Below are 24,392 nucleotides of genomic sequence, written 5' to 3' on the forward strand. Positions count from 1 at the left end.
GTATATGGGCCGATACAAATCGCAACAGGTTGATGAGCGGATCACGCTCAGACAGGCATGTTGTCATACATGTCGTCGGCGTCATCCTGTTCGAGCTGCTCTTCGAGCCGCAGAAGGTCCTTGGGCACCTCCATCCCGAGCGAGCGCATCTCGGAAATCTTCTCGCGCAGCTCTTCCTGCAGGACGTGCCGGTCGTCCGGACGCTTTTCGATTTCCTCGAGAATCAGGGCGATCCCCGCTTTAAGTTCTTCAAAGGCCATGTCTTCCTCCTGTTCAGAAAAGATTTTTGCCAAGTCAGTGTTAGCCAAGTCAGGTCGCACAACGGCTGCAAAATGGCGTCGCGGGCAGAATATCAAGCCGCTTTGCCGCGATCTCTTCGCCGCATTTTACACAAAATCCGTAACTTCCGTCTTCAATTCGCGCCAGAGCCGCGCGAATCCGATCAATTTCCGCCAGGCCAGAGCTTCCGATCCCCTCGAGCACCTCATCCTCCTCGCGCTCGACGGCCAGCTCTTCCCAGTCTTTCGATTGATGCGTGTCCAGCTCCGCCTCGATTCCGTGCAGCCGGGCGTCAAGCTCCAACAACCTGTTTTCAAGTACCTTTTTACGCGCCGCCAGATCGACCATGCGGTTTCCTCCCGTCTTTGATTTGCATGAGTGTTACAGTGTGGCGCGAGGTCTTCATTGATGCACGTCAAATGCGCATAAATGCGAGGATTGAAACATATATCTAAAATCGCATATGTTGCACAAAGCCCTTAAGGAGGAGCAACCCAGATGTCACCCGAAGTGAAAGCCTTTTTCGACGAGGCCACAAACACCGTTTCCTATGTCGTGCGCGACCCGATGTCCAAGAAGGCCGCGATCATCGACAGCGTTCTGGATTTCGACTACGCCTCCGGCCACACCGACACCCGCTCCGCCGATGCGGTGATCGCCTGGGTCAGGGAACAGGGGGTCGAGGTCGAGTGGATTCTGGAAACCCATGTTCACGCCGACCACCTGTCGGCCGCGCCCTATATCCAGGAGCGTGTCGGCGGCAAGATCGGCATCGGCGAAAAGATCACGGTGGTGCAGGATACCTTCGGCAAGGTCTTCAACGAAGGCACCAGGTTTCAGCGCGACGGCAGCCAGTTCGATCAGCTGTTCAAGGAAGGCGACAGTTTCCATATCGGCCAGCTGCGCGGTGACGTGCTGCACACACCCGGCCACACCCCCGCCTGCCTGACCTATGTGATCGGCGATGCCGCCTTTGTCGGCGATACGCTGTTCATGCCCGATTTCGGCACCGCCCGCTGCGATTTCCCCGGCGGCTCGGCCGAGACCCTGTTTGACTCGGTGCAGAAGATCCTCGCCCTGCCCGATCAGACCCGGATCTTTGTCGGCCATGACTACAAGGCGCCGGGCCGCGAGGTCTATGCGTGGGAAAGCACCGTGGGCGAGCAGAAGGCCAAGAACATCCATGTCGGCGGCGGCCATGACAAGGACGACTTCATCAAGATGCGGACAGAGCGCGACGCGACCCTGGGCATGCCCCGGCTGATCGTGCCGTCGCTGCAGGTCAACATGCGGGCCGGGCAGATGCCCGAACCCGAAGACAACGGCACCGTCTATCTGAAAGTGCCCGTCAACAAACTCTGAACCAGAACAGGGCGGACAGGCCCGAAGGAAGCGCGCGAAAATGATTGAACAGGATTGGATCTGGGGCTTTGTCGGCGGTTTGCTGATCGGCCTTGGCGGGGCGGTATATCTGCTCGTGAACGGGCGCGTCATGGGCGCCAGCGGTATTGTCGGCGGGCTGGTCGATGGGTCGGGCATGCGTACGGTGTGGGAACGGGTGGCCTTCATCGCCGGGGTCATTCTGGCCCCGATCCCGATCTACCCGATCTACCGCACGGTCGAGACGCATATCACCTCCAACGTGGCGGTGATCATCGCGGCGGGGCTGCTGGTGGGCATCGGCACGCGGCTGGCCAATGGCTGCACCTCGGGGCACGGGGTCTGCGGCATTTCGCGGCTGTCGCTGCGCGGCATCACCGCGACCGTTTTCTATATCGGCGCGGGGGGCATCACGATGGTGCTGTTCCGCCATGTTCTGGGGGTGATCTGATGCGCAACCTGTTTGCATTCATCTCGGGCGCGCTGTTCGGCGCCGGCCTGTTCATCTCGGGCATGACCGACACCGCCAAGGTGCAGGGCTGGCTCGACGTGTTCGGCGACTGGGACCCCACGCTGGCCTTCGTGATGGGCGGGGGCATCCTGCCCATGGCCGTGGCCTGGCTGCTGACCAAAGGCCGCCGCCCGGCCCTGGGCGGAGAGTTCCCGACGCCGCCCGCCCCGAAGATCGGCCGCAACCTCGTGGTCGGCTCGGTGCTGTTCGGCATGGGCTGGGGCCTGGCCGGGCTCTGCCCCGGCCCGTCTCTGGCCTCGCTCAGCTATGGCGGCTTCGGCCACTGGCTGTTCGTGGTGGCGATGCTGGCGGGCATGATGGCCGCGGTGCCGCTGCGCGCCCGGCTGGCCGAACCAGCCGAAGCCTGATCAGCCCGGCGCGGCCGTCCCGGCCGCCGGTCTTTCCAATGAAAGCTCAGGCGCGTCCGGTTTGCCCCCGGTCGCGCCTTTTTCGGGCGCGCCGCTCACGGCCGGAAGGCGAAGCGCCCGGTCGCCGCGCAACTGCCCCAGCTTGCCTTCCCCGATCAGTGCCCCGCCCGCATCCTCCAGCCGCACATGATCGACGCTCGCGCGGGGCAGCGCCAGAACCTCGCCCACTTTCAGCCCCATCACGCGTGACAGCGGCAATCGCAGCCGTGCAAACACCGCCTCAAGCGTGACCTCGGCGCCCAGCACCCCGTCCTGCAGCGCCGACGACCAGGCGCGCGCCTCCGGCGATGCGCCCGCAGGCTCTGCCACCGCCGGTGCAGGGATTTCCGGCAGGGCCAGAAACACCGTTCCCTCGGCTGCACCACCCGCCAGGCGCAGCGTCAGACGGAACCCGTGAAACCGCCCTTCGGGCAGCGAAAACCGGATCAGCCGCTTGTCCGGCAAGCTGCCCCGATACCGGAACCCCACGGCCCAGCGCAGCGCCGCCTGCCCGTCAAGCGAGGCGCCCAGCACCGCCAGCGTCCGGTCGATCAGGCCACGCGCGATTTCCGCGTCGATCCGTGTCGGCGGGCGGGGCGGGGTGGCCTGCGCCGGCACCCGGCCCGTCATTCGCTGCGCCACCACCGCGCCCAGCACCGGCGCCGACAGCACCAGCATGCCCGTTGCGCCCTCTGCCCCTTCCAGCAGGGCCAGCAGGGCGTGCTCCCCCGCCTCGGCCTCGATCTCCGACAGTTCGGGGCTGCATTCCGTCACACCCGCCACCGACAGATCGAGCCCCAGTTCCTGCTCCGCGGCGCGGGCCAGGGCCAGCTCCACCGCGCGCGACGGGAACATCGCCGGGCGCGCCGCGGCCACGGGCGCGCGCACCGCCGCCATGCGCTTGAGTACCGATTGCGGGCTGTCGTCGAACATCACATGCCTTGCAAATGCCACATGCCGCGATCATGCCCCGACGCAGGTTCACAAATGGTTACCGCCGGTCAGGCGGCTTGCGCTTCTGTCATTGGCAGGCGCACCCGGAAGGCCGCGCCGCCCTGCCCCGGCAGATAGGCGATGTCGCCGCCCAGATTCTGCATGATCTCCTTGCAGATCGCCAGGCCCAGCCCGGCCCCGCCCGCCGCGTTCCGGTCACTCAGCCGCGAGAATTTCTCGAAAATGATGCTCTGGCTCTTTTTGGGAATGCCGCTGCCATTGTCGATGAAATCGACCACGATACCCTGCCCCGTCCGCCGCGCCCGGATGCGCAGCTCCGGTTCAGCCGCGTTACAGTATTTCTGCGCATTGGCGATGATGTTGATGAACACCTGGCTCAGCCGGTCGGTATCGGTGAGCAGCGCCAGATCCTCGGCCGCGCGGGCGCGGTTGATCTTCAGCCGTCCGGCGCCGTCCAGCGATCCGGTCGCGGCCACCGCCCGGTCGATCAGATCGCGCAGGTTGCCCGGCTGCCGGTTCAGGCTGACCTGACCGTTTTCCAGAACCGACAGATCCAGCAGATCATCCAGAAGCCGGGTCAGGCGGATCGCCTCTTCGTGGATGATCGAGGAATACCGGCTGAACTCGGCCTCCGACAGCGTGCGCCCGTCCATCAGAATCTCGGAAAATGCCCGGATCGAGGTCATCGGCGTACGCAACTCGTGGCTGATCTGGCTGAGAAAGGCGTCCTTCTGAACCGACAGCTCGGTCAGTTTTTCATTGGCCTCGCGCAGCTGCCGCGCGGTACGGCTCAGCTCTTCGGATTTGGCCTCGAGCTGGCTGGAATATTCCATCATCTGCGCGGTCTCGTCGGCGACCGCCATCAGATCCTCGACCGACACAGACGAGCGCCCGACGATCTGTCCCACCATCGCATGTGAGGTCGCCGCCCCGACCGACCCCGCCAGCTCTCGCTCCAGCCGTTCCAGAAAGGCGGGGGTGGTGTCGGGCAGATAGCCGACCTTGCCCTGGGCCACGGCCTCTCGCTGAAACAGGCCCTGGGCCTTTTCGGGGCCAAGAATGCGCTGCGACATCATCAGCAGATCCTCAGCTTCGGCCGCGCCATGCACCCAGCCATGCGCGCCCGAGGAATGCTCGAACACATTGACGAACTGCGCCCCCTGCAACCGCTCCAGCGGTGACGGAAAGCCCGACAGCGACACGGCGAAGAAGAAGAAGGTATTCAGCAGCAAAGACCAGAACATCGCATGGATCAGCGGGTCCATCCCGGCAAAACCGAACAACCCCTGCGGCCGCAGCCAGTCGATGCCCCACGGCCCGTCGGCCAGCAGTGCCGCGCTCATCACCCCGCCGGCGCCGAAGCTGGGCAGAAACAGCGCATAGGCCCAGATGGCAAAGCCGGTGACAAGGCCCGCCACCGCCCCCCGCTTGGTCGCCCCGCGCCAGAAGATGCCGCCCAGCAGCGCCGGCAGAACCTGCGCCACCCCCGCGAAGGAGATCAGGCCGATCGCGGCCAGCGCCTCGGACCCGCCGGTCAGGCGGTAGTAGAGGTAGCCCAGCACCAGCACCCCGCCGATCGACACCCGCCGCGCCCCCAGCACAACCCGGCGCACATCGCCCGACACGGTGGCGCCCGCGCTCTGCCAGCTCAGCCACAGCGGCATGACGATATGGTTCGACACCATCGTCGACAGCGCGATCGCCGCCACGATCACCATCGAGGTCGCCGAAGAGAACCCGCCCAGAAAAGCCAGCGTCGCCAACCCTTCCTGGCCGAGGCTCAGCGGCACGGTCAGCACGAACAGATCCGGGTTCGCCCCCGCCGGCTGGCTGGCCAGCCCCACCACCGCGATCGGCACCACGAACAGGCTCATCAGGAACAGATAGAGCGGAAACGCCCAGGAGGCGGTGGCCAGGTGGCGCTCATCGGCGTTTTCCACCACCAGAACCTGAAACATGCGGGGCAGCGTCAGCACCGCGGCGGCCGACAGAAAGGTCAGCCCGGCCCAGCGCCCGCCGGCGAAACGGGTCTGCGCGAGGGGCGAGGATGCGATCCTGTCCATCATCCCCTCGACGCCGCCGGCAACGCCCCAGACCACGAAAATGCCCACCGCCAGCAGCGCCACGAGCTTCACCACCGCCTCGACCGCGATGGCGGTGACAACACCGTGATGCTGCTCGTTCGCGTCCAGATTGCGGGTGCCGAACAGCACGGTGAACAGCGCCAGCCCCGCCGCCACCCAAAGCGAGGTCGCGTTCAGATCCATCGGCGCCCAGCCCAGCGTGTCGGATTCAGCAAAGACCGAGAAAGACAGCGTAACCGATTGAAGTTGCAGCGCGATATAGGGTGTCGTGCCAACCACCGCCAGCAGCGTGACAATCACCCCCAGCGTGTTCGACTTGCCATAGCGCGACGAAATCAGATCCGCGACAGAGGTGATGCGCTGGGTCTTGCCGATCCGCACCAGCTTGCGCAGCGCCCACCACCACCCGACCAGCACCAGCGTCGGGCCCAGATAGATCGTCAGAAATTCCAGCCCCGAGCGCGCCGCATAGCCGACCGCACCGTAAAACGTCCAGGCCGTGCAATAGACCGACAGCGACAGCGTATAGACCAGCGGAGAGCGCAGCCAGCTCGACCGGCCGTTCGCGGCGCGGCGCTCTGCCACGAAGGCCACCAGAAACAGCCCCGCCACATAGACCACACAGACCGCGACAAGAATGTTGAACGGGATCACGGACGCTCCTCCGGCGCGCCGCCGGTCGCCCGGCGCAGGCGCCGCGACAATATGGCCGCGATCACGATCAGCACGAACCAGACGCTGAACAGATAGACCAGATAGCCGGCCGTCGGCCCGTTGCCGTCAGGCTGCCGCACCAGCGGCACCATGAACAGCAGGAACCCCAGAACCGGCAACAGTCGTGAGGCATCCATGATCCGGCGGCTGCGATAGCCCCGCCGCTCCAGAAACAGGGGCCGCGCCGGCGCCTTCACGGGCCCGCCAGATCCCGCACGGTGGCAAGAACCTCGTTGTTCGAAAACGGCTTGGTCATGAACCGGCTGGCCCCCAGGCTCTCGGCCATCTCCCTGTCCTTGCTCTGGCCCTTGGCCGTCAGCACAAGCACCGGAAGCGCGGCGGTTTCCTTGCCCGCGCGGATATCGCGCAAAATGTCGAACCCGCTGCGCTCTGGCAGCATCACATCCAGAATAACCACATCCGGCCGCAGATCGACCACCCTGTCATAGGCGCCCCTTCCATCCGAATGGGTCTGCACGTTCCAGCCATCGCGCGACAGCACGAAGCGGATCGCCTCTATTATATTCGGCTCATCCTCGATGAGCAGGACATCGCGGCCCATTATTCCCCCCCCGCTTTGTCGGTTGTTGTTATTATCGCGCAACTATTGCCAAGAACCCCGCCCCTGTCAAAACCCATCCGCCAAAATCGACGGCTCGCGCCGGGCGGCGCAGTCGCGGCGCGGGCAGACGCGGCAGCTCGTGCCGATCGGCGTTGCCTCGGCATCTTCAGCGCCGCGCGGCGCCGGCAGGATCAGCATCGCCGCCTCGACGACCTGCGGCCCGGAAAAGCCCTGCATGCCAACGGGCTGGCACAGCGCGTAGGTCAGGAACCGCTGCGGCGGGCGGCTCGCCTGCTCGACCACCAGGCGCACCCGGTCCATCGGATGGGTCAGCGCCCGGTAGAGCGGCCACAGCGGGCAGGCCGCCCCGAACCGGGGCAGCGCGAACCCGGCCAGCGGCTTGCGGAAGGTCAACGTGCCCGACCCGTCACACAGCACCAGCCCCGCCGGCGTGCCCATCCGCGCCTCCGGCAAGCTGGCCAGCCGACGGAACACCATCAGCGGATCAACACCGAACCGATGCGCCAGATGCCCCGGCTCCGGCCCGGTCTCCGACACCGCCGCCGCAAACGCCTCCAGCGGCAGGCTGGCCGCATCGTGCGCATAGCGCTCCAGAAACCGCCGCGCCAGTTCGCGCGCGGGCGCCGAAGACAGCTCTGCGCCGCTGGCGATCAGGGCGCCGATATCCGCGTGCCCGGCCTCCAGTTCCGGAAAATGATAGCCGCGCGCCTTCAGAAACGCCTCGACCTCTTCCTGCGGTGTGCCCTGCCTGTCGGGCGCGTCGGTGCTGTCGTCGAGATAGGTCACAAGCGCCTTGGTGCCCTCGGCCAGGCGGCGGCTGTCGTCATGAATGTTGCGGTGAAAGCGCGCCTGCCACCCCGGATCGATATCCTTGGTCTCTGCCAGAATCGCAGCGGTGGCGCGGATCGCCGTGACCACCGAAAGCACCTCGTGCAACGAGGCCGACAGCGACGGGTCATGCGCCATCCGGTCGCTCAGCAGCTCCACCGTGCGCTCCAGCTCGGCCAGGCGGCGACCCTGATCGACGACCAACTGCGCCCAGCCCGGAAACCGCCCGGCGAATTCCTCGATCCGGGGCAGATCGGCCGAAGCCGCCTCATGCCCCGCGGCCGCCTCGCGCAGCCCCTGCAAAAGCGCCACCTCGGCCCCTTCGGCCAGCGCCGACGCCTCGACATCCAGCCGCCGCGCGATATCCACCAGAAGTTTTCCGCCGATTCTGCGCCGGTTATGCTCGATCAGATTGAGATATGAGGGCGAAATTCCCACTGCCGCCGCCAGCTCCGCCTGGCGCAGCCCCGCCATCATGCGGCGTTCGCGAATTCTGGTTCCGGTCAGACCGCCGCGCATGGCTGGAAAATCTCCGTTTGTTACAAGGGCTTTCTGCGGGTGCGTGAGAATTTATTTACAACCACGCATCGAAACTTGTTCATAAATTTACAAAAAAGTTCTTTGTTGTAAAGCAGTTGTTGCTTGGTTTTCGAACTTGCCACGATACTGAAGGTGCCCTGTAAAAGGGCCGCGTTCCGCGCAGAGGAGGCGCTGGACCGCACTCAACATAATGGGAGGATTCCATGTCCAAGACGACCCTCACACGTCGCGGCGTGCTCAAGACCGGTGCCGTCGCCGGTTCGGGGCTGGCGCTGCCGACGATTTTCACAGCCTCTTCCGCATCGGCCTTCACCAACGAGCCCACCGGCGGTTCGGTGACATTTGGCTTCAACGTCCCCCAGACCGGCCCCTACGCCGACGAAGGCGCCGACGAACTGCGCGCCTACGAACTGGCCGTAGAGCATCTGAACGGCGACGGCGACGGCGGCATGCTGAACACCTTCAGTTCCAAGGCGCTGCAGGGCAACGGCATCCTGGGCAAGAAGGTCGACTTCGTCACCGGCGACACCCAGACCAAATCGGACGCCGCGCGCGCATCGGCCAAGTCGATGATCGAAAAAGACGGCGCCATCATGATCACCGGCGGCTCGTCCTCGGGCGTGGCCGTGGCTGTTCAGGGCCTTTGCCAGGAAGCGGGCGTGATCTTCATGGCCGCGCTGACCCATTCCAACGACACCACCGGCAAGGACAAGAAGGCCAACGGTTTCCGCCACTTCTTCAACGCCTACATGTCGGGCGCCGCGCTGGCGCCGGTGCTGGCCAAACGCTATGGCTCTGACCGCCGCGCCTATCACCTGACCGCCGATTACACCTGGGGCTGGACCCAGGAGGAATCGATCGCCGCCGCGACCGAGGCGTTTGGCTGGGAAACGGTCGAGAAGGTCCGCACCCCGCTGGCCGCGACCGATTTCTCGTCCTATATCGCGCCGGTCCTGAATTCGGGGGCCGATGTGCTGATCCTGAACCACTACGGCGGCAACATGGTGAACTCGCTGACCAACGCGGTGCAGTTCGGCCTGCGCGACAAGATGGTCAACGGCAAGCAGTTCGAGATCGTCGTGCCGCTCTATTCAGAGCTGATGGCCAAGGGCGCGGGCGAAAACATCAAGGGCATCCTGGGCTCGACCAACTGGTCCTGGACGCTGCAGGACGAAGGCACCAAGGCGTTCGTGAAATCGTTCGGCACCAAATACGGCTTTCCGCCGTCGAACGCCGCGCAGACCTCCTATGCCCAGACCATCCTCTATGCGGATGCCGTTGCGCGCGCCGGTTCGTTCAATCCCTGCGCCGTTGTCGAAGCCCTCGAAGGTTTCGAGTTCGATGGCCTGGGCAACGGCCCGACGCTCTACCGCGCCGAAGACCACCAGTGCTTCAAGGACGTTCTCGTGATGCAGGGCAAAGAGAACCCGGCCAACGAGTACGATCTGCTGGAAATCGTGGACATCACGCCGCGCGCGCAGGTCGAATATGCGCCCGATCACCCGATGTTCGCAGGCGGCTCGCTGGGCAAGTGCAACCCGGGCGCATGAGCGGCTGACACTCTCGCCGGTCGCGCCCGCGGGCGCGGCCGGTTCCTCGCTGTCCGGGGCAACATACCGCACGGGCGCATTTTCACTGTATAATCGAAAAGGGTGGGGACCGATGGACGCGATCCTTCTGCAAACCCTCAACGGGCTCGACAAAGGCTCGGCCTATGCGCTGATCGCGCTGGGTCTTACGTTGATTTTCGGCACCCTGGGCGTCGTCAATTTCGCCCATGGCGCCTTGTTCATGCTGGGCGCCTTCTGCGCCGTCACCGTTTCCAAGCTTCTGACGCTGTCGTTCGAGACGGTGGATCCGACACGGGTCGATTTCCTCGGCAACCCGCTGAAGGTGAAGACGGCCTATGTCGAATCCTGGTTCGGCCCCGAGTTCGGCGGCGCGCTGATCGACTGGGCGGTGCCGCTGTCCATCCTCTTCGCCATCCCCGTGATGATCGGCATCGGTTATGTGGTGGAACGCGGGCTGATCAAGCATTTCTACAAGCGCCCCCATGCCGACCAGATCCTGGTCACCTTCGGCCTGGCCATCGTGCTGCAGGAGGTCGTCAAGTATTTCTTCGGCGCCAACCCGATCCCGACCCCCGCCCCCGACGCGTTCAAGGGCTCGTTCGATTTCGGCGCCCTGATCGGGATGGAGGCGAACGCGATCATCTATCCCTACTGGCGGATGGTCTATTTCTTCTTCGCGGCCGTCATCATCGGCGCGGTCTTCGCCTTCCTGCAGTTCACCACCTTCGGTATGGTGGTGCGCGCCGGCATGGCCGACCGTGAAACCGTGGGTCTGCTGGGCATCAACATCGACAAGAAATTCACCATCATGTTCGGCATCGCCGCCGCTGTGGCGGGGCTCGCCGGCGCGATGTACGCGCCGATCAACTCTCCCAACTACCACATGGGCATGGACTTCCTGGTGCTGTCCTTCGTCGTGGTCGTGGTTGGCGGCATGGGCAGCCTGCCCGGCGCGGTGCTGGCCGGGTTCATGCTGGGCATTCTCGAAAGCTTCGCCTCGATGAACGCGATCAAATCGCTCCTTCCCGGCATCGACCAGATCATCATCTATGTGGTCGCAATCATAATTCTGCTGACCCGCCCGCGCGGCCTGATGGGTCGTAAAGGCGTGATGGAGGACTAACACCATGCTCGGTCTCGAAAAGAAAGACGTAACCCTCCTGGCGGTGGTGGCACTGCTGGCCTTTGCCGCACCCTTCATCCTGAACCCCTTCCCCGAGGGCAGCGAGATGGCGCAGTTCAATGCGGGCTATCCCGACCTGATGCAGCGCTTCGTGATCTTCGGCATCTTCGCCATCGGCTACAACATCCTGTTCGGCCTCACCGGCTACCTCTCCTTCGGCCATGCGGCCTTTCTGGGGGTGGGCTCCTATTCGGCGGTGTGGATGTTCAAGCTGCTCAGCATGAACGTGATCCCGGCGATCATCCTGTCGATCATCGTCGCGGGGCTGTTCTCGCTCGTGATCGGCTTCGTGTCGCTGCGCCGCTCGGGCATCTACTTCTCGATCCTCACGCTCGCCTTTGCGCAGATGAGCTTCAATCTGGCCTATTCCGTGCTGACGCCGATCACCAATGGCGAAACCGGGCTCCAGCTCACGCTGAACGATCCGCGCATTCTGGGCGCCTCGACGGGCGCCGACGGCTCGATCCCCGTCACCAGCCTGTTCGGGATCGAAATGCGCTCGACCTATGAGATGCATGCGGGGGCCTGGCTGTTCCAGTTCAACGCTGGCTACTACGTCTGCGCGATCATCCTGGTGGCGGCGTTCTACCTGGCCATGCGGATCTTCCGCTCGCCCTTCGGGCTCATGCTGCGCGCAGTCAAGACCAACCAGACCCGGCTGAACTACACCGGCCTGAATGCGCGCCCCTATACGCTCGCCGCCTTCGTGATCTCGGGCATGTATGCCGGCCTTGCCGGTGGGCTGATGGCCTCGATGGACCCGCTGGCCGGCGCTGACCGCATGCAGTGGACCGCGAGCGGCGAGGTGGTGCTGATGACCATCCTCGGCGGGACCGGCACGCTTCTGGGGCCAGTGCTTGGCGCGGGCTTCATCAAGTATTTCGAGAACATCTTCTCCAAGATCAACGACAACGTGCTGCACGGCTGGTTCGCCGCGCTGCCCGATGGGCTGGAGGATACGCTCGTCTTCATCGTCCACCCCTTCGTCGGCAAGGGCTGGAACATGACGCTGGGCCTGATGTTCATGGCCGTTGTGATCTTCCTGCCCGGCGGGCTGATGGAAGGTGGCCAGCGCCTGGCGAAACTCTTCCGCAAGAAAGACAAGCCCTCGGGGGATGACTCCGAGCACCACCCCAAACAAGCGCCTCACGTGGCCGAATAAGGAGACGGTGATATGGGTATTCTCGAAGTCAAAGGCGTCAACAAACGCTTCGGCGGCCTTCAGGCCCTGAGCAACGTGAACCTCTCTGTGCAGGAAAACACGGTGCATGCCATCATCGGGCCGAACGGCGCGGGCAAATCCACCCTGCTGAACTGCCTGGTGGGCAAGCTGATCCCCGATACCGGCTCTGTCATGTTCGACGGCCAGTCGGTGCTGGGGCGCAAACCGCATGAGATCAACCAGATGGGCATTTCCCGCGTGTTCCAGACCCCCGAGATTTTCGGCGATCTGACCGTGCTGGAAAACGTGCTGATCCCCTGCTTCGCCCGCCGCGACGGCGCTTTCCGCCTGCACGCCTTCGAAACCGTCTCCGCCGAAAAGGAGATGATGGATAAGGCCATGCAGATGCTCGAAGACGTCAACATGGTCAGCAAAAGGCACATGCACTCGGCCTCGATGTCGCGCGGCGACAAGCGGCGACTGGAAATGGCCATGTGCCTGGTGCAGGAGCCCCGGCTGCTGCTGCTCGACGAACCCACCGCCGGCATGGCGCGCGCCGACACCAACAACACGATCGACCTGCTGAAGGAGATCAAGGAAAAGCGCGACATCACCATGGCAATCATCGAGCATGACATGCATGTGGTGTTTTCGCTGGCCGACAGGATCACGGTCCTGGCCCAGGGCACACCGCTGGTCGAGGACACGCCCGAGAACATCAAGGGCCATCCCAAAGTGCGCGAAGCCTATCTGGGCGAGGCCGCCTGACATGGGTCCCACCCCCGATTTTTCCCCGAAAGATCGCAACGGTTCCTCGCACCGGAACCGGGCCCGCAAGGAGAAACAGCAATGAACGTCAAACCCGACTTCAACAAGAACGCCAATCAGGCGGCCACCGCCCCGGCCTTCCTCTCGGTCTGGGATCTGCATGCCTATTACGGCGAAAGCTACATCGTGCAGGGTGTCACCTTCAACGTCCATGAAGGCGAGATCCTGGCGCTTCTGGGCCGCAACGGCGCCGGCAAAACCTCGACCCTGCGCGCGATTGCCCGGCTCGACAGCCCGGCCGCGACCCATGGCGAGATCTGGCTCGATCACCAGCCGCTGCACATGATGCGCGCGCATCAGGCCTCGATGGCGGGCATCGGGCTGGTGCCCGAAGACCGGCGCATCATCCCCGGCCTGACCGTCGAAGAAAACCTGCAGCTGGCCCAGATCGCGCCGCCGATCGGCTGGTCGATCGACCGCCTGTATGAGCTGTTCCCGCGTCTGGGCGAGCGCCGCAAGCAAGAGGGCGTGACCCTGTCGGGCGGCGAACAACAGATGCTGGCGATCGCCCGCGCGCTGGCCCGCGACATCAAGGTGCTGCTGCTGGACGAACCCTATGAGGGGCTCGCTCCGGTGATCGTGGACGAGATCGAAAAGACCCTGATCCACATCAAGGAACAGGGCATCACCACCGTTATCGTCGAGCAGAACGCCGTTCGGGCGCTGGAGCTGGCCGACCGTGCCGTGATCCTTGACACCGGCCAGATCGTGTTCGACGGCACCGCCGCCGAAGTGCTTGAAAACGAAACACTTCGGGCCGAATATTTGGCCATCTGAGCATCCCGACACCGGCCCCGCCGGGGCCGGGCCCACCTGAGAAGACGTCCCGAATACCGGGGAGGAACCCATGAGCGACAAGACCTATCCGCCCAGCGCCGAATTCACCGCAACAGCCCATATCGACGCCGCCAAATACCGCGAACTCTACGCCGCCTCCATCGCCGATCCCGCGGCATTCTGGGGCGAACACGGCAAGCGGCTGGATTGGATCAAGCCCTATACCAAGGTCAAGAACGTCAGCTATGCCCCCGGCAACATCTCGATCAACTGGTTCGAAGACGGCACCCTGAACGCCGCCGCCAATTGCATCGACCGCCACCTGGCCACCCGTGGCGACCAGACCGCGATCATCTTCGAGCCCGACGATCCGGCCGAAGAGGCGCAGCACATCACCTACACCCAGTTGCACAAACGCGTCTGCCGGATGGCCAACATTCTGGAAGACATGGGCGTGCGCAAGGGCGACCGGGTGGTGATCTACCTGCCGATGATCCCCGAGGCGGCCTATGCCATGCTCGCCTGCGCCCGGATCGGCGCCATCCACTCGATCGTCTTCGCCGGCTTCTCTCCCGATGCGCTCGGCGCCCGGATCAACGGCTGCGACGCCAAGGTGGTCATCACCGCCGACGAGGCCCCGCGCGGCGGCCGCAAGACCGCGCTGAAATCCAACACCGACACCGCCCTGCTGCATTGCAAGGACACGGTGAAATGCCTCGTGGTCAAACGCACCGGCGGCCAGACCACCTGGATCGCCGATCGCGACTATGACTATAACGAACTGGCGCTGGAGGCCGACGAATACTGCGCCCCCGCCGAAATGGGCGCCGAAGACCCGCTGTTCATCCTCTATACCTCGGGCTCCACCGGACAGCCCAAGGGCGTGGTCCACACCACCGGCGGCTATCTGGCCTATGCCGCGATGACCCATGAATACGTCTTCGACTATCACCAGGGCGATATCTTCTGGTGCACCGCCGATGTCGGCTGGGTGACGGGCCACAGCTATATCGTCTACGGCCCCCTCGCCAACGGCGCCACCACACTTATGTTCGAAGGCGTGCCCACCTGGCCCGACGCGGGCCGGTTCTGGGCGATCTGCGAAAAGCACAGGGTCAATCAGTTCTACACCGCCCCCACCGCCATCCGCGCGCTGATGGCCCATGGCAACGCGCCGGTCGAAAAATACGATCTCGGCACGCTGAAGCTGCTCGGCACCGTGGGCGAGCCGATCAACCCCGAAGCCTGGAACTGGTACAACGATGTCGTCGGCAAGGGTAAATGCCCGATCGTCGATACATGGTGGCAAACCGAAACCGGCGGCCACCTGCTGACCCCCCTGCCCGGCGCCACGCCGACCAAGCCCGGCTCGGCCACCACGCCCTTCTTCGGCGTGCAGCCCGTCGTCCTCGATCCGCACACCGGGGCCGAGATCACCAGCACCGAGGCCGAAGGCGTTCTCTGCCTGAAAGACAGTTGGCCGGGCCAGATGCGCACCGTCTGGGGCGACCATGAGCGGTTCGAGAAAACCTATTTCTCCGACTACAAGGGCTACTACTTCTCCGGCGACGGCTGCCGCCGCGACGCCGATGGCTATTACTGGATCACCGGCCGCGTCGACGACGTGATCAACGTGTCGGGCCACCGCATGGGCACGGCCGAGGTCGAAAGCGCACTGGTCGCCCACGCCAAGGTGGCCGAGGCCGCCGTGGTCGGCTATCCGCACCCGATCAAGGGCCAGGGCATCTACGCCTACGTCACCCTGATGAACGGGATCGACCCGAGCGACGAACTGCGCAAGGAGCTGGAAACCTGGGTGCGCACGGAAATCGGCCCCATCGCCAAGCCCGATCTGCTGCAATGGGCGCCGGGCCTGCCGAAAACCCGCTCGGGCAAGATCATGCGCCGCATCCTGCGCAAGATCGCCGAGGATGATTTCGCCGCCCTGGGCGACACCTCCACCCTGGCCGACCCCGCCGTGGTCGACGATCTGATCGAAAACCGCATGAACCGGGGCTGATCCGACAAGACAACGCCAGCCCTTTCATCTTTCCGGAAAATATCCCCGCCGGAGGCATGCGCCGCAGGCGCATCCTGCACGCGCCCCCCGCCCGGTCAACAGCCTGGCGGGGTCACATTCGTTGCGTGGCTGATCTCTCCCACTCCGGGATCGCAGGCGCCGATCTCTTCCTCGATCTCGGCGGCACAGGCGCTCAGCTGCCCGAAAACAACAGCCATGATCATCAGGCGGCCTGCCGCCTTCCCAAATGAGACAATACGGGTCATCGGCGATCTCCTTCGCGAACCGGTTTCAGAGGCGGATCCTACACACACCCTTGCCCGCCGCCTTGACACCCGTCAATCGGCGGCGGCGCCCACGAAAAAGGCGCGCCAAGCCGGGCGCGCCTTCCGTTGCCATCACCGATCGGCTTAGTTCAGCGCCGCATCGGTGATCGCATGGGTCCAGGCCCCTTCCGGCGTTTTCGAGATCACCGGGTCAGATCCGCCCGCCATCAGAGTGGCAACGGTGCGCTCGTAATCGGCCGGATCCAGCGTGCCGTTGCTGCCCGCGGTCAGCTTGGCGATCTCGCCCATCATGCGCTTCTGGTGCATTTCGGTCTGCGCGCCGGTCTCGTCATTCTCCAGCACGATCTCGGCCGCCTCATCCGGATGGGCCTCGGCATATTTCCACCCTTTCATCGAGGCGCGCACGAAGCGGACCAGCTTGTCCACCTCGGCCGGATCGGCAAGCTTGTCTTCCAGCACATAAAGCCCGTCTTCCAGCGTCGCCACGCCCTGATCTTCGTATTTGAACGTCACCAGATCGTCCGCCGAAAGCCCGGCGTCGATGATCTGCCAATATTCGTTATAGGTCATGGTCGAAACGCAATCGGCCTGCCCCTGAAGGATCGGGTCGACGTTGAATCCCTGTTTCAGCACCGTCACCCCGTCGTCGCCGCCCTCGGTCGAGAGGCCCAGCGTGCTCATCCAGCTCAGGAACGGGTATTCATTGCCATAGAACCACACGCCCAGGGTCTTGCCGGGAAAATCGGCCGGGCTGGTGATGCCGGTGTCCTTGCGGCAGGTCAGCATCATGCCCGAGCTTTTGAACGGCTGCGCGATATTGACAAGCGGCAGGCCCTTTTCGCGGGCGGCCAGCGCCGAGGGCATCCAGTCGATCACCACATCGGCGCCGCCGCCGGCAACCACCTGCGTCGGCGCGATGTCGGGGCCGCCCGGCTTGATCGTCACGTCCAGGTCTTCTTCCTCGTAAAACCCCTTGTCCAGGGCCACGTAATAGCCCGCGAACTGGGCCTGCGTGACCCACTTCAGCTGCAGCGTCAGGTCATCTGCGGCCTGCGCCGCGCCTGCGCCAAGCGCCAGCATGGCGATGGCGGATGTAAACAGTGTCTTCATTGTAGCCTCCAGGTTGTCATCTTTATATGCTCAGCCTCTTTGCGAGGGGTGCCAGAAGGTGACCCCTTTCTCTATCGCCGCCACAAGGCCGTAAAACGCCGATCCGGCCAGGGCGGCCACGGCGATTTCCGCCCAGACCATATCAAGGCTCAGCCGGCCGACCTCTGTCGAAATCCGAAACCCCATCCCTTTGATCGGAGAGCCGAAAAATTCCGCCACAATCGCACCGATCAGTGCCAGTGTTGTCGAAATTTTAAGCCCGTTGAAAACAAAGGGCATAGCCGCCGGCAGGCGCAATTTTAGCAATGTCTGCCAGTAGTTGGCCGAATATGTCTGCATCAGATCGCGCTGCATCGCCGTGCTTGCCGCCAGCCCCTGGACGGTGTTGACCAGCATCGGGAAAAACACCATCACCACCACCACAGCGGCTTTCGACTGCCAGTCGAACCCGAACCACATCACCAGGATCGGCGCGATGCCGATCACCGGCAAGGCGGCGATGAAATTGCCCACCGGCAGCAGCCCGCGCTGCAGGAACGGCGACCGGTCGATGATGATCGCGGTCGCCACCGCCGCGCCGCATCCGATCACATAGCCCGACAGCGCGCCCTTCACGAAGGTCTGCACGAAATCCACCCACAGGATCGGCAGCGACGCCGCGAACCGCGTCGCGATCGCCGAGGGCGGCGGCAGGATCACGCCGGGCACGTTCAGCCCGCGCACCAGCCCTTCCCACAGCACCAGCAGCGTCAGCCCGAACAGCACCGGCACCGCCAGCCGGGCCGCACGCGTGTCGCGCCCGCGCCCGTTGGCGATGCGCAGGTTCACCCACCAGGCCGCCCCCCAGAACACCAGCGCGCCAATGACCAGGTTCATCGCTCCATCCCCATCCGCTTGAGCGTGGCGCGCTGGATCAGCCCGACGACCCCCACCAGCGCCGCCGCCAGCGCCGCCGCCGCGATCAGCGCCGCCCAGATCTGCACCGTCTGCCCGTAATAGCTTCCCGACAGCAGTCGCGCGCCAAGCCCCCGCACCGCCCCCGTTGGCAATTCGCCGACGATCGCGCCCACAAGGCTGGCCGCGATTCCGACCTTCAGCGAGGTGAACAGATAGGGCATCGACGAGGGCAGGCGCAGCTTGCGAAAGGTCTCTCCGCCGCTGGCGCCATAGGTCTTGAGCAGGTCGAGCTGCATCGCGTCGGGGCTGCGCAGCCCCTTCACCATACCCACGACCACCGGGAAGAACGACAGATAGGCGCTGATGATCGCCTTGGGCAGCACTCCCTGAATGCCGATCGAGTTCAGCACCACGATGATCATCGGAGCGATGGCCAGAATCGGAATCGTCTGGCTGGCAATCGCCCAGGGCATCACGCTCATGTCCATGGCGCGGTTGTGCACGATCCCCACGGCCAGCAGGATGCCCGCCCCGGTGCCGATGGCAAAGCCCAGCAGCGTGGCCGACAGCGTGACCCAGCCATGGTAAACCAGGCTGCGTTTCGAGGTGATGCTTTTCTGAACCGTGGTCTGCCACAGCTCTGCCGCCACCTGATGCGGCGCCGGCAGCTTGGGCCGGTCCTGGCTCAGGGTGTCGGCGACGATCCCGGTGAAGCTCAGCTCCTGCCCCGCCCGCGCGGCCTGATCCCGCGTCCATTGCGCGTTCATCGCGACCGCGCCCAGATACCACAGCACGATCAGCGCGACGACAACCGTCAGCACCGGAAGAATGCGGTTCATGGCCGGCCCCCCGCGCACTTATCGGGCCCCTTCGCCCTGCCCCGCGGCACGCGCCCGCAAGGAAGCGACGAGCGCGCGGCCTCAGTCATAGCTATGCCCCGCCCGCAGCCCTTCACGCACCCGGTGCGCGACGGCGATGAATTCCGGCGTGTCCCGGATCTCCAGCGGGCGTTCCCTTGGCAAGGGGCTCTCGATCACATCGGCGATCCGCCCCGGCCGCGGGCTCATCACCACGATCTTCGTCGACAGATAGACCGCCTCGGGGATCGAATGGGTGACAAAGCCGATGGTCTTTTGCGTCCGCGCCCACAGCGCCAGAAGCTGTTCGTTCAGATGGTCGCGCACAATCTCATCCAGCGCGCCGAAAGGTTCATCCATCAACAGGATATCCGCGTCAAAGGCCAGCGCCCGCGCGATGCTGGCCCGCTGCTGCATCCCGCCTGATAGCTGCCAAGGGTATTTCTTGCCAAACCCTTCCAGATCAACCAGTTGCAGAACGTTCTTTACCCGCTCTTCCTGCTCGGCTTTCGGAAACCCCATGATTTCCAGCGGCAGTTTGATATTGCCCGCGATGGTCCGCCACGGATAAAGCCCCGCCGCCTGAAACACATAGCCATAGGCGCGGCTTTGCCGGGCCTCGTCCGGCGTCATGCCGTTGACGGTGATGTGGCCACCGGTGGGATGCTCCAGCGCTGCGATCACCCGCAGGAAGGTTGTCTTGCCGCAGCCCGACGGGCCGATGAAGCTGACGAAATCGCCCTTGTTGATGGTCAGGTTGACGTCGCGCAGCGCCTGCACCGGCCCGTCATTGGTCTGGAAGGTCAGATCCAGCTTTTCCGCAGTGATAACCGGTTCTGTCACCGTATTTCCCTTGTTATTGGCGCCCCCGCAGACGGGGGCGCATGTCTTTTCATTCAACCCGTCACACGCCGCTGGCGGGAATACCCGACCGCTGCACCGGGCGCGGCGCGGTCAGTTCCTTCCACGTGGAAAGCGCCGCGTTTACGGGGGCGTTCGGGGCGCGTTTCACGAACTCGCCGTGGCCCTCTTCGGTGCGGATCTCGCCGTCATGCACCGCCACCTTGCCACGGGTGAGCGTGAAGCGCGGCAGGCCTTTCACGTGCTTGCCCTCGAACACGTTGTAGTCGATCGCCGATTGCTGGCTGCCTGCGGTGATGGTCTTTTCCTTCTCCGGATCCCAGACCACCAGATCGGCATCCGCGCCGACCAGAACCGCACCCTTGCGGGGATAGATGTTCAGGATTTTGGCGATATTGGTCGAGGTTACGGCGACGAATTCATTCATCGTCAGCCGCCCGGTGCCCACGCCATAGGTCCACAGCATCGGCAGCCGGTCTTCGAGCCCGCCGGTGCCGTTGGGGATCTTGGTGAAATCGCCGACGCCGTAGCGTTTCTGATCGGTGGTGAAGGCGCAGTGATCGGTGGCGACGCAAGAGAGCGACCCCGCCTGCAACCCGGCCCAGAGGCTGTCCTGATGCTGCTTGTTACGGAAAGGCGGGCTCATCACCCGGCGCGCGGCATGGTCCCAGTCCTGATTGAAATATTCACCCTCGTCGAGCGTCAGGTGCTGGATCAGCGGCTCGCCATAGACCCGCTTGCCGGCCTGACGCGCGCGGCGGATCGCCTCGTGGCTTTCCTCGCAAGAGGTATGCACCACGTAGAGCGGCACGCCGGCCATGTCGGCGATCATGATCGCGCGGTTGGTGGCCTCGCCCTCGACCTGCGGCGGGCGGGAATAGGCGTGGGCCTCTGGCCCGACATTGCCCTGGGCCAGAAGCTGCGCCGACAGCTCCGCCACCACATCGCCGTTCTCGGCATGCACCAGCGGCAGCGCGCCCAGTTCGGCGCAGCGCTTGAACGAGGAATACATCTCGTCATCATTCACCATCAAGCTGCCCTTGTAGGCCATGAAATGCTTGAAGGTGTTGATGCCCTTTTCCCTGACAACGGCCTCCATCTCGTCGAACACCTGCTTGTCCCACCAGGTGATCGCCATGTGAAAGGAATAGTCGCAATTGGCGCGGGTCGATTTGTTGTCCCACATCTGAAGCGCGTCCAGCAGCCCCTGGCCGGGGCTCGGCAGCGCGAAATCCACCACCATCGTGGTGCCGCCGGCCAGTGCCGCGCGGGTGCCGCTTTCGAAATCGTCAGAACTGTAGGTGCCCATGAAAGGCATCTCCAGATGGGTGTGGGGATCGATTCCGCCGGGCATGATGTAGCAGCCGGTGGCGTCCAGCACCTCGTCGCCCTTCAGGTCGGGCCCGATCTCGACGATCACGCCGCCGTCGATCAGCACATCGGCCTCATAGCTCAGGTCGGCGGTGACGATCGTGCCGCCCTTGATGACTTTGGTCATTGTTGGTTTCCCCTGTTCCTGCGGACGCGGCGCGCCCTAGACATCATCGCAGACAAGATTGCCGTTCGCGTCGGTCACCTGTTTCAGATAGCCGGTCAGCTCGTCTTCGGTCTGGATCACATAGCAGCCGTTGTAACGGCGCTGGACGGTGCGCAGATCGGTGCGTGGCGGCAACGCGGCCAGCGCCTTTTCCGAAATATAGGGAAGCGGCTCCGGCTCGGGCGCGCAGGCGGCAAGCGCGACAAGGGCGAGCGTCTTTCCCGCCGGCCGGATCATTCCACGATCTCCGCTGTTTCAAGCACCGCATGGAACAGAACATCCGTGCCCGCCGCCGCCCATTCGGGGGTGATTTCCTCGGCCTCGTTATGGCTCAGCCCGTCCACGCAGGGGCACATGATCATCGCGGTGGGCGCAACCTTGTTGATCCAGCACGCGTCATGCCCCGCGCCCGAGATGATGTTCATATGGCTGTAGCCCAGCCGTTCGGCCGCATTCCGCACCGCCGCCACACAGCCCGGATCGAAGGTTACCGGATCGAAATGGCCGGTCGGTTCGATGGTGATGCCAAGACCCAGTTCGGCAGCGATCTTGGGTGCCTCGGCCTCGAGCCGCGCCTTCATCGCGTCCAGCTTGCCCTGATCGGGCGTGCGAAAGTCGATGGTGAACACTGCCTTGCCGGGGATCACGTTGCGCGAATTCGGATAGACATTGGCCTGACCGATCGCGCCCACCGCGTCCGGCTGATTGTCCATCGCGATGCTGTGCACCAGTTCGGTGATCCGGGCCATGCCCAGGCCCGCGTTCACCCGCATGTCCATCGGGGTCGAGCCGGTATGCGCGTCCTTGCCGGTCAGCGTTACCTCGAGCCACCACAGGCCCTGCCCGTGGGTGACGACGCCGATGTCCTTGCCTTCGGCCTCCAGGATCGGGCCCTGCTCGATATGCAGCTCGAACATCGCGTGCATCTTGCGCGCGCCGACCTCTTCATCCCCGACCCAGCCGATGCGCGCCAGTTCATCGCCAAAGGTTTTGCCCTCGGCATCCTCGCGCCCGTAGGCCCAATCCTGCGTATGCACGCCCGCGAAGACGCCCGAGGCCAGCATGGCGGGGGCAAAACGCGTGCCCTCTTCGTTGGTCCAGTTGGTCAGCACGATCGGGTGTTTGGTCTTGATGCCCAGATCGTTCAGGCTGCGGATCGCCTCCAGCCCGCCCAGAACACCCAGCACACCGTCATATTTTCCGCCGGTCGGCTGGGTATCCAGATGGCTGCCCATGTAAACCGGCAGCGCGTCGGGGTCGGTGCCTTCGCGGCGGGCGAACATGTTGCCCATCGTATCGACACCCATGGTGCAGCCCGCATCCTCGCACCACTTGCGAAACAGCGCGCGGCCTTCCGCGTCGGCGTCGGTCAGCGTCTGGCGGTTGTTGCCTCCGGCCACCCCCGGCCCGATCTTGGCCATCTCCATCAGACTGTCCCAAAGACGGGCGCCGTTGATCTTCAGGTTTTCACCGGGGGCTGCCATATGCTTCTCCGTTGTGGTTTCGTCTTCGGCCTGAGGTCAGTCTAGTGCCTCGAGCACGTCGCGCAATGTTCCGATCAGCTGATCGACATGCGCCTTTTCAATGATCAGCGGCGGCGACATGGCGATGATATCGCCCGTGGTGCGGATCAGGATGCCCTTTTCATAGGCGTCAAGAAACGCCTGAAACGCCCGCTTGGTGGGTTCGCCCGCGATCGGCTCCAGTTCGACCGCGCCGATCAGGCCCATGTTGCGGATGTCGATCACATGGCGCGCGTCCTTCAGCGAATGCAGCGCCTCCTGCCAATAGGGGGCCATCTCGGCGGCGCGCGCGAACAGCCCCTCTTCGCGGTAGGTTTCCAGCGTCGCCAGCCCGGCGGCAGAGGCCATCGGGTTGCCCGAATAGGTATAGCCGTGGAACAGCTCGATCATATGTTCGGGGCCCTGCATGAAGGCATCGTGGATCGCGCCGGTGGCCAGCACCGCCCCCATCGGGATCACCCCGTTGGTGAGCCCCTTGGCGGTGGTCATCAGGTCGGGCATCACGCCGAAATGCTCGGCCGCGAAGGACGAGCCGAGCCGCCCGAAGCCGGTGATCACCTCGTCGAAGATCAGCAGGATGCCGTGTTTGGTGCAGATCGCACGCAGCCGTTCCAGATAGCCCTTGGGCGGCAGCAGCACGCCGGTGGAGCCGGCCATCGGCTCGACGATCACGGCGGCGATGGTTTCGGCGCCATGCAGCGCGACGATGCGCTCCAGTTCATCGGCCAGATGGGCGCCGTGTTCGGGCTGGCCCTTGGTGAAACTGTTCTCGCCGGGCAGATGGGTGTGCGGCAGGTGATCGACCCCGGTCAGCAGGCTGCCGAAAACCTTGCGGTTGGTAACGATGCCGCCCACCGAAATGCCCCCGAAGTTGACGCCGTGATAGCCCCGCTCGCGCCCGATCAGACGGGTGCGCGCGCCCTCGCCCCGCGCCCGGTGATAGGCGATGGCGATCTTCAGCGCGGTCTCGACGCTTTCGGAACCGGAATTGGTGAAGAACACATGGTCCATCCCCTCGGGCGCCATGTCACGCAGGGCGGTGGCCAGCTCGAACGCCTTGGGGTGGCCCATCTGGAACGCCGGGGCATAGTCCAGCTCGCCCGCCTGGGCCCGGATCGCCTCGACGATCTTGGGGCGGTTGTGGCCCGCGTTGCAGCACCACAGACCGGCGGTGCCATCCAGCACCTCGCGCCCGTCGGCGGCTTTGTAGAACATGCCGTCGGCGGAGACGAACATCCGCGGCGCCTTCTTGAACTGACGGTTCGCGGTGAAGGGCATCCAGAAGGCTGAAAGGTCATTCGGTACGGTTTTGCGATCAAGCGCCATGGCGGCTTCCCATGAATTGTGGCCCCGCTCTGCGCCGGGGGTGGCGACAACGGCTGACCAATCAGAGTTTGACCAATTGGTCAGAGACACGCTAGCAGAGCATTAAGGGCAGTCAAGACGTAGCACTTCCGGCGGATTCAGGTAAGCCGGAATGCACAGCGCCGGCGCCCAGG

25 protein-coding genes are annotated in these 24,392 nt (G+C 64.3%); 9 read left to right on the top strand and 16 right to left on the bottom strand.

All coding sequences use genetic code 11. The features are described from left to right. Positions 1–47: 47 nt before the first annotated feature. Together GGR17_RS15470 and GGR17_RS15475 are read right to left on the bottom strand one after the other, a co-directional pair. A complete protein-coding gene (locus GGR17_RS15470; protein ID WP_054539504.1) occupies positions 48–260 on the bottom strand; it encodes a PH domain-containing protein in 213 nt (70 codons plus the stop codon). 49 nt (positions 261–309) lie between these two features. Continuing rightward, a complete protein-coding gene (locus tag GGR17_RS15475) occupies positions 310–627 on the bottom strand; it encodes a TraR/DksA family transcriptional regulator (RefSeq protein ID WP_037210330.1) in 318 nt (105 codons plus the stop codon). A gap of 150 nt (positions 628–777) precedes the next feature. Between GGR17_RS15475 and GGR17_RS15480 the strand changes: the two genes are divergently transcribed. Genes GGR17_RS15480 through GGR17_RS15490 form a run of 3 tightly spaced genes read left to right on the top strand, consistent with a single transcriptional unit; the run spans position 778 to position 2,538 of the window. Continuing rightward, a complete protein-coding gene (locus GGR17_RS15480) occupies positions 778–1,641 on the top strand; it encodes an MBL fold metallo-hydrolase (RefSeq protein WP_037210332.1) in 864 nt (287 codons plus the stop codon). A gap of 43 nt (positions 1,642–1,684) precedes the next feature. Further along, positions 1,685–2,110 carry a YeeE/YedE family protein gene (locus GGR17_RS15485; RefSeq protein ID WP_037210339.1) on the top strand — a complete coding sequence of 142 codons (426 nt, stop codon included), beginning with the start codon at positions 1,685–1,687 and terminating at the stop codon, positions 2,108–2,110. Next, positions 2,110–2,538: a YeeE/YedE family protein gene (locus tag GGR17_RS15490; RefSeq protein WP_037210333.1), complete on the top strand. Its 429-nt coding sequence runs from the start codon at positions 2,110–2,112 to the stop codon at positions 2,536–2,538. The genes GGR17_RS15485 and GGR17_RS15490 overlap by 1 nt, the downstream gene beginning before the upstream one ends. Here the strand turns inward: GGR17_RS15490 and GGR17_RS15495 are convergent, their stop codons facing one another. The 5 genes from GGR17_RS15495 to GGR17_RS15515 all read right to left on the bottom strand — a co-directional run bounded on the left by GGR17_RS15495 (position 2,539) and on the right by GGR17_RS15515 (position 8,259). After that, a complete protein-coding gene (locus tag GGR17_RS15495) occupies positions 2,539–3,531 on the bottom strand; it encodes a FliM/FliN family flagellar motor switch protein (RefSeq protein ID WP_162231829.1) in 993 nt (330 codons plus the stop codon). 47 nt (positions 3,532–3,578) lie between these two features. Beyond that, the gene (locus GGR17_RS15500) at positions 3,579–6,266 is read right to left on the bottom strand and encodes an ATP-binding protein (protein ID WP_054540434.1); all 2,688 of its coding nucleotides are present in this window, start codon (positions 6,264–6,266) and stop codon (positions 3,579–3,581) included. Further along, on the bottom strand, positions 6,266–6,526 hold the full coding sequence (locus GGR17_RS15505) for a hypothetical protein (RefSeq protein WP_255353433.1): 261 nt from the start codon (positions 6,524–6,526) through the stop codon (positions 6,266–6,268). Before GGR17_RS15505 ends, GGR17_RS15500 begins: the two co-directional genes overlap by 1 nt. Then, a complete protein-coding gene (locus GGR17_RS15510) occupies positions 6,523–6,891 on the bottom strand; it encodes a response regulator transcription factor (RefSeq protein ID WP_037210081.1) in 369 nt (122 codons plus the stop codon). The genes GGR17_RS15505 and GGR17_RS15510 overlap by 4 nt, the downstream gene beginning before the upstream one ends. 66 nt (positions 6,892–6,957) lie before the next feature. Beyond that, positions 6,958–8,259, bottom strand: coding sequence for a helix-turn-helix transcriptional regulator (locus GGR17_RS15515; protein ID WP_054539506.1), 1,302 nt, complete (start codon positions 8,257–8,259; stop codon positions 6,958–6,960). A gap of 224 nt (positions 8,260–8,483) precedes the next feature. On the opposite strand from GGR17_RS15515, the gene GGR17_RS15520 reads away from it, so the two are divergent. The 6 genes from GGR17_RS15520 to acs all read left to right on the top strand — a co-directional run bounded on the left by GGR17_RS15520 (position 8,484) and on the right by acs (position 15,821). Next, on the top strand, positions 8,484–9,830 hold the full coding sequence (locus GGR17_RS15520; protein WP_054539507.1) for a substrate-binding protein: 1,347 nt from the start codon (positions 8,484–8,486) through the stop codon (positions 9,828–9,830). A gap of 112 nt (positions 9,831–9,942) precedes the next feature. Continuing rightward, entirely contained in the window at positions 9,943–10,974 is a 1,032-nt protein-coding gene (locus GGR17_RS15525) for a branched-chain amino acid ABC transporter permease (protein ID WP_054539508.1), read from the top strand. Between the two features lie 4 nt (positions 10,975–10,978). Next, positions 10,979–12,196 (top strand): branched-chain amino acid ABC transporter permease, encoded by a 1,218-nt coding sequence (locus GGR17_RS15530; RefSeq protein WP_054539509.1) that lies wholly within the window; start codon positions 10,979–10,981, stop codon positions 12,194–12,196. 12 nt (positions 12,197–12,208) lie between these two features. Next, positions 12,209–12,964 (top strand): ABC transporter ATP-binding protein, encoded by a 756-nt coding sequence (locus tag GGR17_RS15535; RefSeq protein ID WP_037210100.1) that lies wholly within the window; start codon positions 12,209–12,211, stop codon positions 12,962–12,964. An 81-nt stretch (positions 12,965–13,045) separates the two neighbouring features. Then, positions 13,046–13,801 carry an ABC transporter ATP-binding protein gene (locus GGR17_RS15540; protein ID WP_037210101.1) on the top strand — a complete coding sequence of 252 codons (756 nt, stop codon included), beginning with the start codon at positions 13,046–13,048 and terminating at the stop codon, positions 13,799–13,801. A gap of 70 nt (positions 13,802–13,871) precedes the next feature. Further along, positions 13,872–15,821: an acetate--CoA ligase gene (gene acs / locus GGR17_RS15545; RefSeq protein WP_054539510.1), complete on the top strand. Its 1,950-nt coding sequence runs from the start codon at positions 13,872–13,874 to the stop codon at positions 15,819–15,821. Between the two features lie 95 nt (positions 15,822–15,916). On the opposite strand, the gene GGR17_RS15550 is transcribed toward acs, so the two are convergent. The 9 genes from GGR17_RS15550 to GGR17_RS15590 all read right to left on the bottom strand — a co-directional run bounded on the left by GGR17_RS15550 (position 15,917) and on the right by GGR17_RS15590 (position 24,219). Next, positions 15,917–16,087 (bottom strand): hypothetical protein, encoded by a 171-nt coding sequence (locus GGR17_RS15550; RefSeq protein WP_157445587.1) that lies wholly within the window; start codon positions 16,085–16,087, stop codon positions 15,917–15,919. A 144-nt stretch (positions 16,088–16,231) separates the two neighbouring features. After that, positions 16,232–17,218, bottom strand: coding sequence for an ABC transporter substrate-binding protein (locus GGR17_RS15555; RefSeq protein WP_054539511.1), 987 nt, complete (start codon positions 17,216–17,218; stop codon positions 16,232–16,234). 30 nt (positions 17,219–17,248) lie between these two features. Further along, on the bottom strand, positions 17,249–18,094 hold the full coding sequence (locus GGR17_RS15560; protein WP_054539512.1) for an ABC transporter permease: 846 nt from the start codon (positions 18,092–18,094) through the stop codon (positions 17,249–17,251). Beyond that, positions 18,091–18,954: an ABC transporter permease gene (locus tag GGR17_RS15565; protein ID WP_054539513.1), complete on the bottom strand. Its 864-nt coding sequence runs from the start codon at positions 18,952–18,954 to the stop codon at positions 18,091–18,093. Before GGR17_RS15565 ends, GGR17_RS15560 begins: the two co-directional genes overlap by 4 nt. 81 nt (positions 18,955–19,035) lie before the next feature. After that, a complete protein-coding gene (locus GGR17_RS15570; protein WP_054539514.1) occupies positions 19,036–19,815 on the bottom strand; it encodes an ABC transporter ATP-binding protein in 780 nt (259 codons plus the stop codon). 61 nt (positions 19,816–19,876) lie between these two features. Further along, a complete protein-coding gene (hydA, locus tag GGR17_RS15575) occupies positions 19,877–21,331 on the bottom strand; it encodes a dihydropyrimidinase (protein WP_037210111.1) in 1,455 nt (484 codons plus the stop codon). Positions 21,332–21,367: 36 nt separating this feature from the next. Next, positions 21,368–21,607, bottom strand: coding sequence for a hypothetical protein (locus GGR17_RS15580; protein WP_037210113.1), 240 nt, complete (start codon positions 21,605–21,607; stop codon positions 21,368–21,370). Continuing rightward, complete coding sequence (locus GGR17_RS15585) at positions 21,604–22,854, bottom strand: Zn-dependent hydrolase (protein WP_054539515.1); 1,251 nt, start codon at positions 22,852–22,854, stop codon at positions 21,604–21,606. Before GGR17_RS15585 ends, GGR17_RS15580 begins: the two co-directional genes overlap by 4 nt. A gap of 36 nt (positions 22,855–22,890) precedes the next feature. Further along, positions 22,891–24,219 (bottom strand): aspartate aminotransferase family protein, encoded by a 1,329-nt coding sequence (locus GGR17_RS15590; RefSeq protein ID WP_054539516.1) that lies wholly within the window; start codon positions 24,217–24,219, stop codon positions 22,891–22,893. Between the last annotated feature and the right edge of the window lie 173 nt (positions 24,220–24,392).

Source organism: Actibacterium naphthalenivorans (assembly GCF_014196965.1).
Taxonomy (GTDB): domain Bacteria; phylum Pseudomonadota; class Alphaproteobacteria; order Rhodobacterales; family Rhodobacteraceae; genus Actibacterium_A; species Actibacterium_A naphthalenivorans.